General features: G+C 69.8%; 12 protein-coding genes. 8 read left to right on the plus strand and 4 right to left on the minus strand.

What is annotated here, in order from left to right; genetic code table 11:
- Positions 1 to 193: 193 nt before the first annotated feature.
- Positions 194 to 1,855 carry a class I adenylate-forming enzyme family protein gene (locus tag AB0C27_RS31700; protein ID WP_357851238.1) on the minus strand — a complete coding sequence of 554 codons (1,662 nt, stop codon included), beginning with the start codon at positions 1,853 to 1,855 and terminating at the stop codon, positions 194 to 196.
- Between the two features lie 308 nt (positions 1,856 to 2,163).
- Here AB0C27_RS31700 and AB0C27_RS31705 point away from each other — a divergent pair, with 308 nt between their 5' ends.
- On the plus strand, positions 2,164 to 3,777 hold the full coding sequence (locus AB0C27_RS31705) for an endo-1,4-beta-xylanase (RefSeq protein WP_357851241.1): 1,614 nt from the start codon (positions 2,164 to 2,166) through the stop codon (positions 3,775 to 3,777).
- 111 nt (positions 3,778 to 3,888) lie between these two features.
- Here AB0C27_RS31705 and AB0C27_RS31710 read toward each other — a convergent pair whose 3' ends face one another.
- Positions 3,889 to 4,494, minus strand: coding sequence for a VOC family protein (locus tag AB0C27_RS31710; RefSeq protein ID WP_346108079.1), 606 nt, complete (start codon positions 4,492 to 4,494; stop codon positions 3,889 to 3,891).
- Between the two features lie 52 nt (positions 4,495 to 4,546).
- Positions 4,547 to 5,599 (minus strand): LacI family DNA-binding transcriptional regulator, encoded by a 1,053-nt coding sequence (locus AB0C27_RS31715; protein ID WP_357851245.1) that lies wholly within the window; start codon positions 5,597 to 5,599, stop codon positions 4,547 to 4,549.
- 97 nt (positions 5,600 to 5,696) lie between these two features.
- On the opposite strand from AB0C27_RS31715, the gene AB0C27_RS31720 reads away from it, so the two are divergent.
- The 4 genes from AB0C27_RS31720 to AB0C27_RS31735 are packed head-to-tail and all read left to right on the plus strand — an operon-like array spanning position 5,697 to position 11,697.
- Positions 5,697 to 6,968 (plus strand): sugar ABC transporter substrate-binding protein, encoded by a 1,272-nt coding sequence (locus AB0C27_RS31720; RefSeq protein ID WP_357851248.1) that lies wholly within the window; start codon positions 5,697 to 5,699, stop codon positions 6,966 to 6,968.
- A complete protein-coding gene (locus AB0C27_RS31725) occupies positions 6,968 to 7,840 on the plus strand; it encodes a sugar ABC transporter permease (protein ID WP_357851251.1) in 873 nt (290 codons plus the stop codon). Before AB0C27_RS31720 ends, AB0C27_RS31725 begins: the two co-directional genes overlap by 1 nt.
- A gap of 55 nt (positions 7,841 to 7,895) precedes the next feature.
- Positions 7,896 to 8,672 (plus strand): carbohydrate ABC transporter permease, encoded by a 777-nt coding sequence (locus AB0C27_RS31730; RefSeq protein ID WP_357851254.1) that lies wholly within the window; start codon positions 7,896 to 7,898, stop codon positions 8,670 to 8,672.
- A 31-nt stretch (positions 8,673 to 8,703) separates the two neighbouring features.
- Positions 8,704 to 11,697 (plus strand): glycoside hydrolase family 38 C-terminal domain-containing protein, encoded by a 2,994-nt coding sequence (locus tag AB0C27_RS31735; protein ID WP_357851258.1) that lies wholly within the window; start codon positions 8,704 to 8,706, stop codon positions 11,695 to 11,697.
- Between the two features lie 78 nt (positions 11,698 to 11,775).
- On the opposite strand, the gene AB0C27_RS31740 is transcribed toward AB0C27_RS31735, so the two are convergent.
- Entirely contained in the window at positions 11,776 to 12,948 is a 1,173-nt protein-coding gene (locus AB0C27_RS31740) for an ROK family transcriptional regulator (protein ID WP_357851261.1), read from the minus strand.
- 88 nt (positions 12,949 to 13,036) lie between these two features.
- Here AB0C27_RS31740 and AB0C27_RS31745 point away from each other — a divergent pair, with 88 nt between their 5' ends.
- Genes AB0C27_RS31745 through AB0C27_RS31755 form a run of 3 tightly spaced genes read left to right on the plus strand, consistent with a single transcriptional unit; the run spans position 13,037 to position 16,136 of the window.
- The gene (locus AB0C27_RS31745) at positions 13,037 to 14,404 is read left to right on the plus strand and encodes an extracellular solute-binding protein (protein WP_357851264.1); all 1,368 of its coding nucleotides are present in this window, start codon (positions 13,037 to 13,039) and stop codon (positions 14,402 to 14,404) included.
- The gene (locus AB0C27_RS31750; protein ID WP_357851267.1) at positions 14,401 to 15,318 is read left to right on the plus strand and encodes a sugar ABC transporter permease; all 918 of its coding nucleotides are present in this window, start codon (positions 14,401 to 14,403) and stop codon (positions 15,316 to 15,318) included. The genes AB0C27_RS31745 and AB0C27_RS31750 overlap by 4 nt, the downstream gene beginning before the upstream one ends.
- Positions 15,315 to 16,136 carry a carbohydrate ABC transporter permease gene (locus tag AB0C27_RS31755; RefSeq protein WP_346112923.1) on the plus strand — a complete coding sequence of 274 codons (822 nt, stop codon included), beginning with the start codon at positions 15,315 to 15,317 and terminating at the stop codon, positions 16,134 to 16,136. Before AB0C27_RS31750 ends, AB0C27_RS31755 begins: the two co-directional genes overlap by 4 nt.
- Position 16,137 lies beyond the last annotated feature (1 nt).

The following is a 16,137-nucleotide window of genomic DNA, read 5'->3' on the forward strand; positions in this document are numbered from 1 at the left end:
GGGGTGCGTGCGTCTGGTGTTGAGAGCGGCGGTGCCGGCTAAGGGCTCGGTATCGGGCTCAGTGCTGTCGGCTGGAGCTCAGCGCCACCGGTGATGGCTGCGGTGGTGTCGGGGTGGGGTGCGTGGCCGGCGCGCCACAGCGGGGTGGCCGTGGCGCGCCGGGGGTGGCGGGGTCGGGGTCGTGCGGGGTGGGTCAGAGGCCGAGGACTTCGCGGCGGAGGTGGGTTTTGAGGATTTTGCCGCCGGGGTTGCGGGGGAGTTCGCCGTCCCGGAACCAGAAGTGCGCGGGGATCTTGAACTTGGCGATCCGGTCCGTCAGGAACGTGCGCAGTTCGTCCCCCGTGACCGACGCCCCGGGAGCCGTGCGGATGACCGCCCCGACCTCCTCGCCCAGCTCGTCATGCGGTACGCCGATCACGGCGGCGTCGTCCACCGCAGGGTGTTCGAACAGGGCGGCCTCCACCTCCGCGCAGTAGACGTTCTCGCCGCCCCTGATCACCATGTCCTTGGCCCGGTCCACGATGTAGACGAAGCCCTCTTCGTCGATCTTGGCCAGGTCGCCGGTGTGCAGCCAGCCGTCGACGAACGTCTGCGCGGTCGCCTCCGGCTTGTTCCAGTAGCCGAGGATGACGTTCGGGCCGCGGACGCACAGTTCGCCGACCTCGCCGGGCGGGAGTTCGGCGCCCAGCGGGTCGACGACGCGCACGTCCACGACGGGCGAGGGCCGGCCGATGCTGTCGGGTCTGGCCTGGTAGTCGGCGCCGCCGTTCCCGACGGCCAGGGCGGTGGTCTCGGTCATGCCGTAGCCGTTGGAGGGGGCGCGGTCGGGGAGGTTCGTGGTGATGCGTTCCAGGAGCTTGGGCGGGGCGGGCGCGCCGCCGTAGCCGAGGGTGGTCAGGGACGACAGGTCGTACTTGCCGAAGTCGGGGTGGGACATGAGCTGCCAGGCGTTGGTGGGCACGCCGATCATCGCGGAGACCCGCTCGCGCTCGATGAGGCGCAGCGCCTGCTCGGGGTCCCACTTGTACATCAGCACCAGGCCGCCGCCGCTGAACATGGTGGTGGTCATGGCGGAGAAGCAGCCGGTGACGTGGAAGAGCGGGACGGTCAGCAGGGTGATCCTGCGGCTGCCGGCCGCCGCCGCGACGTCCTTGCCGGCCAGGGCGACCGCGCGCATCAGCCCGTACGCGACCGTCATCGGCGACTGGCCGAGGTTGCGGTGGCTGCCCAGGGCGCCCTTGGGGTGGCCGGTCGTGCCCGAGGTGTAGAAGATCGTGGCCGGGTCGTCGGGGAGGAGTTCGACGTCGGGGAGCTTCACGTCGGCGGTGACGTCGCCGAGCACGTCCTCGAACGTGCGCGCCCCCGCTGGGGCCTCGCCGCGGGTGACGATCAGCGGCACGCCCGTCGAGGCCAGCCTGAGCGCGCGCTCACCGTCCGCGATCAGCACCTTGGCGCCGGAGTCGCTCACGCCGTAGGCCAGCTCGGCCTCCGTCCACCAGGCATTGAGCGGTACGGCGATCGCCCCCGCCGCCAGCACGGCCGAGAACGCGATCACCCACTCCGGATAGTTGCGCATCGCCACGGCCACCCGGTCGCCCTTTCCCACGCCGTACTCCTCGACCAGGCGGTTGGCGAGGGTGGCGGCGCGGCGGAAGTGGTCCTCGAACGTGATGTGCTCGTCCTCGTACACGAGGAAGACCTTCTCGCCGTGGAACCTGCTCATCTCCAGCAGCGCCCGGAAGTGCGTCGGCGCGTGCTTCCAGGTGCGTACGCCGGCGTCGCCGATCTCCTGCATCTCGAACAGCTGGCCGGGACCGGTGAGCTGAGCCTGGACCTGGGCGTGCGAAAGGGACATACCGCAGAACTCCCGCAGTGGACGTTAATTCCGGATAAATTCACAGTACCGACCGGTAGGTACGTGGCGCTAGACGCACGTGTCGCGCCCAACCAAGCATGAAAGTTTCATAAGCAGGCCGATAGTTTCTGCCGGTCATCTGCTGCTTTGGCGTGGTGGTCAGCGCGCTGTTGACCGCCCATGGGCAGATCAATACCGTCGGCGATGCGGTCTGACTCAGGCCGAAACTTTCGGAATCGAGTGCCTGCCTCCGGAGGTAGATGCCCGTGCATTCGTCCTCGCTCCTCAGAGTCCTCACGTTGGTGGGGATGCTCGTAGCCTTCCTCCTGCCCGCTACCGCGGCTGAAGCGTCAGGTCCCCTGCGCACGCATGCCGCCGCGCGCGGCAAGTTCATCGGCGCGGCGCTCGCCACCAGCCCGCTGTCCGGCGAGACCTCCTACCGCAACATCGCGGCCACCGAGTTCAGCCAGGTGACCGCCGAGAACGCGATGAAGTGGGACTCCACCGAGCCCAGCCAGGGCCAGTTCAACTTCTCCGGCGCCGACGCCATCGTCAACTTCGCCACGCAGAACAACCAGCAGGTCCACGGCCACACGCTGATCTGGCACCAGCAGACGCCCGGCTGGGTGCAGGGCCTCGGCGCCAGCGCCATGCGCACGGCGATCCAGAACCACATCAGCCAGGTCGTCGGCCGCTACGCCGACAACCCGGCCGTGGTGTCCTGGGACGTGGTGAACGAGGTCTTCGACGACAACGGCAACATGCGCACCTCGTTCTGGTACAACACGCTGGGCCAGAGCTACATCGCCGACGCCTTCCGCGCCGCCCGCGCCGCCGACTCCAACGCGCGGCTGTGCATCAACGACTACAACGTCGAGGGCATCAACGCCAAGAGCACCGCGATGTACAACCTGGTCTCGTCGCTGCGCCAGCAGGGCGTCCCGGTCGACTGCGTGGGCTTCCAGGGGCACCTCGCGATCCAGTACGGCTTCCCGAACGACCTGCAGCAGAACCTGCAGCGCTTCGCCGACCTCGGCGTGCAGGTGCGGATCACCGAACTGGACATCCGTATGCAGATGCCCAGGAACAGCAGCAAGGACACCACGCAGGCCACCTACTACCGCAACGTCGTCAACGCCTGCAACGCGGTCACCGCCTGCGCCGGGGTGACGATCTGGGGCTTCACCGACAAGTACTCGTGGGTGCCGGACACGTTCTCCGGTGAGGGCGCCGCGCTGATCTACGACGAGAGCTACCAGCAGAAGCCCTCGTACGCCGCCGTGCACGACGCGCTCTCCGGAGGCACCTCCACCGACACCACGCCGCCGACCACGCCGGGCACGCCCGCGTCGAGCAACGTCACCTCCAACTCCGCCACCCTGACCTGGGCCGCCTCGACCGACAGCGGCGGCAGCGGGCTGGCCGGGTACGACGTCTACCGCGAGCAGGGGGCGACGGACACGCTGCTCGGGCGCAGCACCACCGCATCGATCAACCTGACCGGGCTGACCCCGAGCACGCAGTACCAGGTCTACGTACGGGCGCGGGACGGGGCCGGGAACCTCTCCGGCAACTCGGCGGCGGCCACGTTCACCACCACGTCCGGGCCCGTCGGCGGCGGCTGCACGGCCGCGGCGACCGTGCAGACCCAGTGGAGCACCGGCTACGTCGTGCAGCCCGTGACCGTCACCAACAGCGGCTCGTCCGCGATCACCGGCTGGACCGTCACCTTCACCCTGCCCGCCGGCCACACCCTGACCGGCTCGTGGAACGCCGCCGTGACCGTCAGCGGCCAGAACGTCACGGCCAGGAACGCGAACTACAACGGCAACCTGGGCGCGGGGGCGAGCACCAGCTTCGGCTTCCAGGTCAGCCGGCCGAACGGCGACACGCAGACGCCCTCCGGCTACACCTGCGCATGAGCGGGGATCCCTCGGGGTGGACCTGCCCGCCTGCCCGCCCGGCATGTGGTGACCACCCCGGGGGATCCTCTCGGTGTCGATCTTCTCAGTGTCCGGACATGCCGACCGGAGTCACCGCTCCAGGGTGATCCCCTCGCGGCGGAGGTCCTCCACGATGCCGTCCACCAGGCGGGTGGCGACCGTGTGGCGCAGGCGTCCCTCCTCGCGCAGCTCACGTACGGCCGGCACGGGATCGGGGTCGGCGAAGAGCCGCTCGTCCGCGTAGTCCACCGGCCGCCCCGTCGGGTCGACGGTCCACCAGGACGCCTCCATCGCGATGCCGTTGGGGTCGCTGAAGTAGATCGAGCGCAGGAAGCCGTGGTCGATGACGTCGGTGACCTCGCAGCCGTGCTCCTTGAGCCGGTCGCGCAGCCGGTTGAGCGCGTCCTCGTCCGGCAGGTGCAGCGAGAGGTGGTCGAACTGGGCCGCCTTCGCGTACGGGACGCCGGCCGGCTTGGCGAAGCTGTCGAGGTCCTGGCCGGTGTACTCGAAGAAGGCGACGGTGTTGCCCGTGCCGACCTCGAAGAAGTAGTGCTTGAACGCGGGGACGGCGAGGGTGGTGACGAGCCGGGCGTCGAGCACGCCGTGCCAGAAGCGCACGGTGGCGTCCATGTCCGAGGTCACGAGGGCGAGATGGTGCACACCGCGCCAGTGCACCGTTTCCGGGGTCGCAGCCATGCCTCAAACGTACGCCTTTCAACTACTCCCGGTAAGGCCCGGCTCCGAGCATCTAAACCGTTTTAGTTGGCGCGGCCGTGCTCCCCCTGATGACGAGGCGGGGCGTGGCGGTCTTGACGTTCCGCCGGGTGCCGGGGTCGGCGATCACCTCCAGCACGACCTCGGCAACCTGCCCGCCGAGCGCGAACGTGTCGCGCGACAGCGCGGTGATGGCCGGGTGGGTCACCCGGGTCAGCACGGAGTCGTCGAAGGCCACGATGGACAGCTCGTCCGGCACGCGCACGCCCATCTCCATCGCCACCCCCAGCCCGGCCAGGGCCATCACGTCGCTGTCGTACACGATCGCGGTCGGACGGGCGGCCTCAATCGGACCGGCCCCGGCCCGGCCGCGTGAGAGCAGCGTCCGCGTCGCCGCCGCGCCCTCGGCGTCGCTGAAGTCGGTGGGCAGCGACACCGCGCCGGTCAGGCCGAGCCGCCTGGCCGAGTCGCGCAGCGCGCGGATGCGCCGCTGGGTGTGCCGGAACCCGGGCAGGCCCGCGACGTGCGCGATCCGCCGGTGCCCGAGCGCCGCCAGGTAGTCGACGACCGACAGCATCGCCTCCCTGTCGTCGGCCCACACGCTGGACAGCGGCCCTGGCCCGCCCGACCCGCCGAGCACCACGGCCGGCGCCCCCAGCTCCTCGAGCGCCGCCGGGCGCGGATCGCGGACCTGCGGGTCGACCAGGATGAACCCGTCCACCCGGTGCGCCGACGTCCACTCGCGGTAGACCTCGATCTCGGCCGCGGAGTCCTCGACGACGAGCAGGTGCATGGCCACCTGCTGGCGCGACAGCCGGGCCTGCAGCCCCGACAGGAGCTGGGCGAAGAACGGCTCCACGCCCAGTGTGCTGGCCGGCCGGGCGATCACCAGCCCGACGGCCTCCGCCCTGGCCCCGCCGAGCGCCCTGGCGGCGCTGTGAGGGCGCCAGTTCATCTCCCTGGCCGCCTCCAGGATGCGCGCCCTGGTCGCCTCGCTGACGCCGGGACGGCCGTTCAGCGCGAACGACACCGCGCCCTTGGACACCCCCACCCGCTGGGCGATGTCGGCGATCGTCGGTCGGGCCAACGCGCGCTCCCTCGGTCTCCTGGCACCTATTGACAGCGGAGTCTAGCCCGGTAATAGTCCGGCAACTAGAGCGGTTTAGTGCCCTAAGGAGAGCGCGATGCGAAGGTACTGGGCAGGACTGGCCTTACTGGTCGTCACGATCGCGGGCTGCGGGCTCGGCGGGACCGCGGAGGAGGCGGCGCCGGCCCCGAGCGCGGGCGGCGAGGTGAAGGGCAAGGTGAGCCTGCAGACGTGGGCGCTGAAGCCGAAGTTCACCGACTACGTCCAGGGCGTCATCGACGGCTTCGAGAAGCAGTATCCGGGCACCGAGGTCGAGTGGCTCGACCAGCCGGCAGAGGGCTACTCCGACAAGGTCCTCACCCAGGCGGCCGGCGGCACCCTGCCCGACGTCGTCAACCTGCCGCCCGACTTCGCCGTCCCGCTCATCCGGCAGGGCATCCTGCTCGACGTCGCCCAGGCCGACCAGAAGCTGGCCGCCGAGTACGTTCCCGGCGCCCTCGACGCCTACCGCTACCCGGGCGTCCAGGGCGCCTACGGCTACCCCTGGTACCTCAACACCGACGTCAACTACTGGAACACCGAGCTGCTCACCAAGAACGGGCTCGACCCGGAGAAACTCCCGGCGAACCTGGACGAGCTCATCGCCCAGGCCAGGACGCTCAAGGAGAAGTCGGGCGGCAAGGTCTATCTGATGAGCCGCCGCCCCGAGCTGGGCGACCTGACGAACGCGGGCGTGCCCATCATGTCGCCCGACGGCACCCGCTTCACCTTCAACACCCCCGAGGCGGTGGCGCTGCTCGACAAGTACCGCGACGCGTTCAAGGAGGGGCTGCTGCCCCGCGACGTGCTCACCGACACCTACGCGGGCAACGCCAAGCTCTTCAACGAGGGCACGGTCGCCTGGACGACCGGCGGCGGCAACTACATCACGAGCCTGGCCACCGACAACCCGAGCCTGGCGCCCAAGGTCGTGCCGTCGAAGGCGATGGGCACGCCGCCCCTTTACGTGCAGGGCCTGTCGATCTCCAAGGCGACGAAGAACGCGCCCGCCGCGCTCGCCCTGGCCCGCTGGGTGACCAGCGCCGAGAACCAGGCCGCGTTCGCCCATCTGGTGAACATCTTCCCCAGCACCACGGCCTCGGCGAACGACCCGTTCTTCAGCAAGAGCGACGGCAGCAACTCCGGCGACGCCAAGGTGATCGCGTTCGAGTCGCTGGCGCAGGCGAAGGTGCTGGAGCCCGTCCAGGTCACCGAGGCGATGAAGAAACTGGTCAGGCAGCAGTTCTCGCTGGCGATCAGCGGCGAGGCCACGTCGCGGGAGGCGCTGGACGCCGCCGTGGCCAAGTGCGACGAGCTGCTCAAGAGCTGATGACCCATCACCGCTGGTTCACGCCGTGGGTGCTGGTGGCGCCCGCGGCGGTCTGGTTGTTCGTGTTCTCGGTGTGGCCGGCGATCAACACGGTGGTACTGGCGTTCACCAACGCCAAGCCGCTGGGCGGCGGCCACTTCACCGGCCTGGCCAACTTCGAGCGTGCGCTGAGTGACGCCCAGCTCGTGGACGCGCTGGTCAACAGCATCGTGTTCATGCTGGTCTGCCTGCCGCTGCTGACCATGCTGCCGCTGCTGATCGCGATCCTGGTGGAGAAGAAGCTGCCCGGCATCACGTTCTTCCGCACGGCCTTCTACACCCCCGTGGTGGCCTCGGCGGTGGTGGTGGCGCTGATCTGGGGCTGGCTGCTGGACGATCGGGGTCTGGTGAACGGCCTGGCGCAGTGGCTGGGGGTGGTGGCGGCGCCGGTGCCGTTCCTGACCGAGCGGTGGCTGCTGCTGTTCAGCGCGATCAGCCTGACCGTCTGGAAGGGCCTCGGCTACTACATGATCATCTACCTGTCGGCGCTCGGGAACGTCCGCCGCGAGCTGCACGAGGCCGCCGCCGTGGACGGCGCGGGCCCGGTGCGCCGCTTCTGGAGCGTCACCGTGCCCGGCGTGCGCAACACGATGCTGCTGGTCTCGGTGCTGGTGTCGGTCTCGGCGCTGCGCGTGTTCTCCGAGCTGTACGTGCTCTCGAACGGCACCGGCGGCCCTGGCGGCCGGGACATGTCGCTGGTGATGCTCATCCAGCTCTACGGCCGTGGCTTCACCGGCCACCTCGGTTACGCCTCGGCGCTCAGCCTGCTGCTGCTCGTCGTCACGATCGGGCCGATGCTGGCGCTGCTGCGGCTCAACAGGAAGGCGGCCTGACATCACCAGAGTCACCGCCCGTGAGAAGGCGCTCCGCTATGTCCTGCTCCTGCTCGTGCTGGTCATCACCGTCTCCCCGTTCCTGTGGCAGCTGTCCACCTCGCTGAAGAGCCTCCAGGAGGACATCTACACCGGCACGCCCAGCTTCTGGCCGGAGCAGCCGACGCTGTCCAACTACGCCGAGGTCGCCGAGACGATCCCGGTCTGGACCTACGCGGTCAACTCGCTGATCGTGGCCGCCATCGTGGTGACGGGCAACGCCGTGGGTGCCACGCTCGCCGGGTTCGCCCTGGCCAAGCTCCGCTTCAGGGGCGTGAAGCTGCTGCTCGGGCTGTTCCTGGCGACGCTCGTGCTGCCCGCCGAGGTGACGATCATCTCCCAGTACGTGACCGTCCGCTCCCTCGGTCTGGCCGACACCCTCCTGGGGGTGGCGTTGCCCGGCGCGATCGGGATGCTTAACGTGCTGTTGATGCGTACCGCGTTTCAGGCGATTCCTCCCGAAATGGACGAAGCCGCGATCATCGACGGGGCGACGGCGTGGCAGCGGCTGCGCCACGTCGGCCTGCCGAACGTGCGTGGCATGCTCAGCGTGGTCACGATCTTCGCGTTCATCGGCGCATGGGACGACTTCCTGTGGCCGCTGATCGTCCTGACCGACCCCGATAACTACACACTCACCGTCGGCCTGCAGTATTTGAACGGCACGTTCAGCGCCAACCCGCGCCTGATCGCCGCGGGGACGATGATCTCGTTCCTGCCGATCGTGATCGTGTTCGCCGTCCTCCAGCGCTTCTTCTTCAAGGGCGTGGAGGAAGGCGCCATCAAAGGCTGATAAATCACCATCTGCGGAGAGGTTTTTCCTGATGCATGACGACCGTGACCTGGTCGAAGCCCGTCTGAAGCGTGTCCTTGACGAGCGGATCCGCCCGGCGATCTACCCCGAGTCCGTACCGCTGGAGATCTCCGTGTGGCACGCGCCCGGCGAGCCCGTACCGGTGGCGGAGGGCCTGGCCGCGACGCCCGGCCCGATCGCGGTCGGAGACCCGTGGGGCCCGCCGTGGAGCACGAGCTGGTTCACCGTGACCGGCACCGTGCCGCGTGAGTGGAGCGGGAAGATCGTGGAGGCCATCCTCGACCTGGGCTTCGACCCGGGGAAGGTCGGCTTCCAGTGTGAGGGCCTGGTCTACCGCCCCGACGGCACGCCGGTGAAGTCGCTCAACCCGCGCACGCCGTGGGTGCGGATCGGCTCCCCGGCCGGGGGCGGCGAGGAGGTGCGCCTGCACATCGAGGCCGCCTCCAACCCGGTCATCCTCGACTACCACCCCTTCCTGCCGACCCAGCTCGGCGACAAGGAGACGGCCGGCTCCGACCCGCTCTACCGGCTGGGCCGGATGGAGCTGGCCGTCTTCGACAAGACGGTGTGGGAGCTGGTCATGGACCTGGAGGTGCTCGGCGAGCTCATGCTGGAGCTGCCCGCCGACAGCGGCAGGCGGCACGAGATCCTGCGCGCGATCAACCGGGCGCTGGACGCGGTCGACCTCCAGGACGTGGGCGGCAGCGCGGCGGCCGCCAGGGCCGAGCTGACCGGGGTGCTGTCGTCGCCCGCCGTGCCGTCCGCGCACCGGGTCACCGCCGTCGGGCACGCCCACATCGACTCGGCCTGGCTGTGGCCGCTGCGCGAGACCGTGCGCAAGGTGGCCCGCACCGCCTCCAACATGACCGCGCTGCTGGAGGACGAGCCGGACTTCGTCTTCGCCATGTCGCAGGCGCAGCAGTGGGCGTGGATCAAGGAGCACCGGCCCGAGGTGTGGGCGAAGGTGACCAAGGCCGTGGCGGCCGGGCGGTTCGTCCCGACGGGCGGCATGTGGGTGGAGTCCGACACGAACATGCCCGGCTCCGAGGCCATGGCCAGGCAGTTCGTGCACGGCAAGCGCTTCTTCATCGACGAGTTCGGGGTCGACAACGAGGAGGTGTGGCTGCCGGACACGTTCGGGTTCGCCGCCGGGCTGCCGCAGATCATCAGGGCCGCGGGGGCCAAGCGGCTGCTCACGCAGAAGATCTCGTGGAGCCAGACGAACACGTTCCCGCACCACACGTTCCTGTGGGAGGGCATCGACGGCAGCCGCGTCTTCACCCACTTCCCGCCGGTCGACTCCTACAACTGCTCGATGACCGGCCACGAGCTCGCGCACGCCGCGCGCAACTTCAAGGACAAGGGCGTGGCGCGTCACTCCCTGGCCCCGACCGGGTACGGCGACGGCGGCGGCGGTACGACGCGGGAGATGGTGGCCAAGGCGGCCAGGGCCCGCGACCTGGAGGGCTCGCCCCAGGTCGAGTGGAACACGCCCGATCACTTCTTCGCCGCGGCCGAGGCCGAGTACCCGAACCCGCCGGTGTGGGTGGGCGAGCTCTACCTGGAGCTGCACCGGGCCACGCTGACCAGCCAGGCCAAGACCAAGCAGGGCAACCGGCGCAGTGAGGCGCTGCTGCGCGAGGCCGAGCTGTGGGCGGCCACGGCGGCCGTGCGCGCCGGGGCCGAGTATCCCTACCAGGCGCTGGACCGGCTCTGGAAGACGGTGCTGCTGCACCAGTTCCACGACATCCTGCCGGGGTCGTCGATCGCGTGGGTGCACCGGGAGGCGCGCAGGACGTACGAGCTGGTGGCGGAGGAGCTCAACGCGATCATCGACGGCGCCCAGCGGGCCCTGGCGGGCGACTCGGCCGGCGTCACCCTGGTCTTCAACGGCGCCCCGCACGCTCGTGGTGGCGTGCCCGCGGGCGGCGCCGCGCCGGCGGCCACCGGAGCGGGCACGCGGGCGGAGTCCCGCGAGGGCGGCGGCTACGTCCTGGCCGACGACCGGCTCCAGGTGGAGATCGACGGCCGCGGGCTGGTCGTCTCGGCCGTGGACCTGAGGAGCGGCAGGGAGGCGGTCCCTCAGGGCCGTCCGGCCAACCTGCTGCAGCTCCACCCCGACTTCCCCAACAAGTGGGACGCCTGGGACGTGGACGAGTTCTACCGCAACACCGGTGCCGACCTCACCGACGCCGACGAGGTGAGCCTGAACGGCGACGCGGTCGTGGTCAGGCGCTCGTTCGGCGACTCGTCGGTGAGCCAGCGGCTCACGCTCACCTCCGGGCGGCTGGAGATCGAGACGGAGGTCGACTGGCACGAGCGGGAGAAGTTCCTCAAGCTGGCCTTCCCGCTGGACGTGCGCGCCGACCGGTACGCCTCCGAGAGCCAGTACGGCCATGTCTTCCGCGCCACCCACACCAACACGAGCTGGGAGGCGGCCAAGTTCGAGGCGTGCAACCACCGCTTCGTGCACTTGGAGGAGCCCGGCTGGGGCGTGGCCCTGGTCAACGACTCCACCTACGGCCACGACGTCACCCGCGACGTGGACGAGACGGGCACGACGACGACGCTGCGCGCCTCACTGCTGCGCGCCCCGCGCTTCCCCGACCCGGAGACCGACCAGGGCGTGCACCGCTTCCGCCACGCGCTCGTCCCCGGCGCGACGATCGGCGACGCGGTGCGTGAGGGCTGGTTCATCAACCAGCCCGAGCGCAGGGTGCTCGGCGGCGCCGAGGTCGCGCCGCTGGTCCGCGTGGACGACGACGCCGTCGTGGTGAGCGCGGTCAAGCTGGCCGACGACGGGAGCGGCGACGTGGTCGTCCGCTTCCACGAGGCCACGGGCGGCCGGGCCGCCACCACGCTGCGGGCCGGCTTCCCCGTGGCGGAGGTGGTCACCACGGACCTGCTGGAGCGGCCGACCGGCGAGCCGCAGCGCCCCGGGGACGCCATCCCCGTGACGCTGCGGCCGTTCGAGCTGGTCACACTGCGGATCAAGCGCGCCTGACTCTCGCGCACGCCGCCTCCGTGCGTCCGGCGCGCCAGAACCGGCGCGCCGGACCCGGGACGAGGCCGGGCTCCGGCCTCAGCCGCTGAGCAGGGTGCCCAGGCGGGGCGCGTACGTGGCGTGGAAGACCAGCGAGGCGGCGCCGATCGCGGCGGCGTCGGCCGCGATCGGCGAGGTCTCCACCCGGACCGGATGCAGCCGCCGGGCCAGCGACCGGCCCGACACCGCCCGCGCGATCACCTCGCGGTAGATCTCCCCGACCTCCCTCAGCGCGGGCCCGCCCAGCACGAGCAGGTCGATGTCCAGCAGGTTGACCACGCTGACGGCGGCGTCGGCCAGCCGCTCCGCCACCTGTTCGATCACCCGCAGGGCGGCCGGCTCGCCGCTCGCCGCCGCCGCGCAGATGGCGGCGTGGTCGCGCAGGTCGCCCATGGCGGCCTCGATGGCGCTCGGGCAGCACACGGCCTCCACGCAGCCCCGGTTGCCGCAGTAGCAGCCGGGGCCCTGCGGGTCGACCGTCATGTGCCCGATCTCGGCCGCGTTCAGCGACCTGCCCCGGTAGACCTGGTTGTCCAGGAAGAGCCCGCCGCCGATCCCGGTGCCGAGGTAGAGGTAGGCGAAGCTGGGCGTGGAGCGGGCGATGCCGGCCCACCGCTCGCCGATCGCCGCCGCCGTGGCGTCGTTGTCGACGGTCACCGGAAAGCCGGTGTACTCGCACAGCAGCGCCTTGATCGGCACCCGGTCCCAGTGCGCCAGCCGGGGCGGCGAGACCATCACGCCGCCCTCGTCCAGCGGGCCAGGGCAGGCCAGCCCCACCCCGAGCACCTTGCCGTCCGGCACGCCCGCCTCGCGCAGGATCCGGCGGGCCGCCCTGGCCATCTGCCTGATCACGCCGTCCGGCCTGGCCCCGGGACGGACCGGCACGTGCAGCCGGGCGACCGGCCGGCCGGCCAGATCCGCCAGCACGCACGACAGCGCCTTCGGATCGAAGTGCACGCCCACGGCGTAGCCGGCCTCGGCGGAGACCCGCAGGATGGTGGGCCGCTTGCCTCCCCTCGACGGCGCGGAGCCGTCCTCGACGACCAGGCCCTCCTCCAGCAGTCTGCGCACGATGACGGAGACCGTCTGGGCGGTCAGCCCGGTCACGGCGGCGATGCGGACACGACTGATCCCGTCCGAGGCCTGGATGGTCTCCAGGACGACGGATCGGTTGTAGCTCCCCACCTTCGGCAGGTTTGTCCCCTGCTGCATGTGAGACATATCACCACAGAGTGTTGACTTAGTAAATCAAATGGACTTACGTTTCTCCGCAACCCGAAGGAAACAAAGGGGAGCCCTGATGAGACCTAAGCTGGCCGGATCCCTCCTGCTATTGACAGCGCTGACAGCAGCCGGTTGCGGAGGCGGCGGCACCCCGGAGAGCTCCTCCGGCGCCGCCAAAGAACTCGAAGTCCTCTACAAGGTCGAGCCGACGTGGCCGCATCTGGAGAAGATGCTCACCGACGCCAAGAAGCAGTACGAAGCCGCCCACCCCGGCGTCACCATCAAGCTGACCTCGGTGCAGGGCAACAACGAGGCCTACTACACCAAGCTGGCCCTGCTCAACCGCTCGCCCGACTCGGCGCCCGACGTCTACCTGCACGACACCTTCCAGGTCAACGCGGACGTCGCGGCCGGCAAGCTGGCCCCGCTGGACGAGTACCTGGCCAAGTGGCCCGACTGGAGCACCCAGTTCCCCGACTCGGTCAAGCAGGCCGCCAAGGGCGGCGACGGCAAGATCTACGGCGTGCCCATCAGCACGGACACCCGCGGCCTCTGGTACAACAAGGACGTTCTCACCAAGGCCGGCCTGCCGGTCCCGTGGGAGCCGAAGACGTGGAACGATGTCCTCACCGCCGCCCGCGCGATCAAGCAGAAGGTGCCGGACGCGATCCCGTTCACGATGTACTCGACGAAGATCCACGGCGAGGCGTCGACCATGCAGGGCTTCGAGATGCTCCTGTACGGCACCCCGGGCGGCACCCTGTACGACGACGCCCAGAAGAAGTGGGTGGCCGGCGGCAAGAACTTCACCGACGCCCTGACCTTCGTCAACACGATCTACCGCGAGGAACTCGGCCCCAAGCTGGCCGACGCGCACAACGCCAAGCTCGCCGACAAGATCAACTGGGAGTGGTTCCCCAAGGGCAAGCTGGGCATCGCCCTGGACGGCGCCTGGGCGTCGGGCGCCTGGAAGCCGACCAGCACCAAGCCGTGGCCCGAGTGGAAGGACAAGCTCGGCTGGACGCCCATGCCGACGCAGAACGGCGAGGAGCCCGGCGCGGTCAGCATGTCCGGCGGCTGGGTGATGGCGATGAGCTCGTACGCCAAGCTCAAGCAGGAGGCGTTCGACTTCATCTCGGTCGCCACCAACAAGGAGAACTCCCTGACGTACTCGGTGGGCTCGGGCGACCTGGCCCCGCGCAAGGACGTCGCGGCCGATCCGAAGTACAACGCCGACAACCCGAGCGTGAAGTTCTGGACCGACCTGGCGTCGGTGACGCACTACCGGCCCGCCTTCGAGGAGTACCCGAAGGTGTCGGCGCAGGTCCAGGAGGCCATGGAGGCGGTCACCACCGGCGCCCAGACGCCTGAGGAGGCCACGGCGGCCTACGCCAAGGCGTTGCCCTCGGCCGTCGGCGGGCCCGACAAGGTCCTCGCCCGATGACGGTCGCCACCGCTCCCTCCCCGTCCGTGACGGGCTCGCCGGTCGGCGGCCCGTCACGGCGGCGGCGGGTCCTGCGCTGGCTCCTCCCGCTGGGCCCGGCGCTGGTCCTGCTGGCGATCTTCCTCGCGGGTCCCATCCTGTGGAGCGTCTACATCGCCTTCACGAACGAGACCCTGACCGGTTCGGCCTCGGTGAACTCCCAGTTCGTCGGCGTGGCCAACTTCGTCAAGCTCTTCGGCGACCCGAACTTCATCAACTCCTTCCTGCTCACGTTCATCTTCGTGATCGGCTCGGCGGTCATCGGCCAGAACACCCTGGGCCTGATCATCGCGCTGCTCATGCGCGGGCGGGGCCGGGTCACCCGCAGCGTCGTCAACGGCGTCGTCATCGCCGCCTGGGTGATGCCCGAGGTCGTGGCGGCGGCCTGCTGGTTCTCGTTCCTCGCCGAGGAGGGCACGCTCAACACCGTGCTCGGCGTCTCGCAGGAATGGCTCTACACGGCGCCCATGCTCGCGGTCATCCTGGCCAACGTCTGGCGCGGGACGGCGTTCTCCATGCTGGTCTACTCGGCGGCCCTTTCCGAGGTGCCCGCCGACCTGGTGGAGGCCGCCGCGGTGGACGGGGCGAGCCCGGCCCGCCGGCTGCTGCACATCACGCTGCCGCTCATCCGGCGCTCCATCATGGCGAACCTGATGCTGATCACCCTGCAGACCCTGGCCAGCTTCGGCCTCATCTACGCCCTGACGGGCGGCGGGCCGGGCACGGCCAGCCAGACCACCCCGCTCTACATGTACGAGCAGGCCTTCCGCTACTTCGAGATCGGCTACGGCTCGGCCATCGCCCTGGTGATGCTGGTGATCGGCGCCCTCTTCTCGCTGGTCTACCTGCGCCTGATCAAAGTGGAGGACGCGTGACGAGACTCGCCGCGAGGGGCGCGGCCGGACTGTCGCTCTTCGTCATCGCCCTGGCCTTCGTCGGGCCGTTCCTGTGGGTGGTGATCGCCTCGGTGCAGCCGGAGGCGACGCTGGCCGCCACGCCGACGCTCGCGTTCTCGCTGGACAACTTCACGGCGGTGCTGACCTGGGAGACGATCATCCTGCCGATGATCAACTCGGTGATCATCTCCGGCTCCACGGCGATCCTGACCGTGCTGGTGGCGGGGCTGGCGGCCTACCCGCTGTCGCGTTACCAGCTGAAGTACCGCCGCCACTTCATGCTGACGCTGCTGTTCACCACCGGCCTGCCGGTGACGGCGATCCTCGTGCCGGTCTATGCCATGTTCTTCCGGTTCAACCTGTACGGCTCGGTGCCGGCGATGGTGCTCTTCCTGACCGCCAGCTCGCTGCCGTTCTCGATCTGGATGATGAAGAACTTCATGGACGGCGTGCCGGTCAGCCTGGAGGAGGCCGCCTGGGTCGACGGCGCCGGTTGGGTGCAGTCGCTGCGCTCGGTGGTGGGGCCGCTGATGGCGCCCGGGATCGCGGTGGTGGCGATCTTCGTGTTCGTCGGGCAGTGGGGCAACTTCTTCGCGCCGTTCGTGCTGCTCGACACGCCGGAGAAGCAGCCGGCCGCGGTCACGATCTACACCTTCTTCTCGCAGTACGGGCAGGTGGCCTACGGGCAGCTGGCCGCCTTCTCCATCCTCTACACGGCGCCGGCGGTCATCCTCTACGTGGTGGTCAACAAGTATCTGGCCGGTTCGTTCAACTTCGCCGGCTCGGTGAAGGGGTAGG

The organism is Nonomuraea sp. NPDC048882 (assembly GCF_040649755.1).
Taxonomy (GTDB): Bacteria; Actinomycetota; Actinomycetes; order Streptosporangiales; family Streptosporangiaceae; genus Nonomuraea; species Nonomuraea maheshkhaliensis.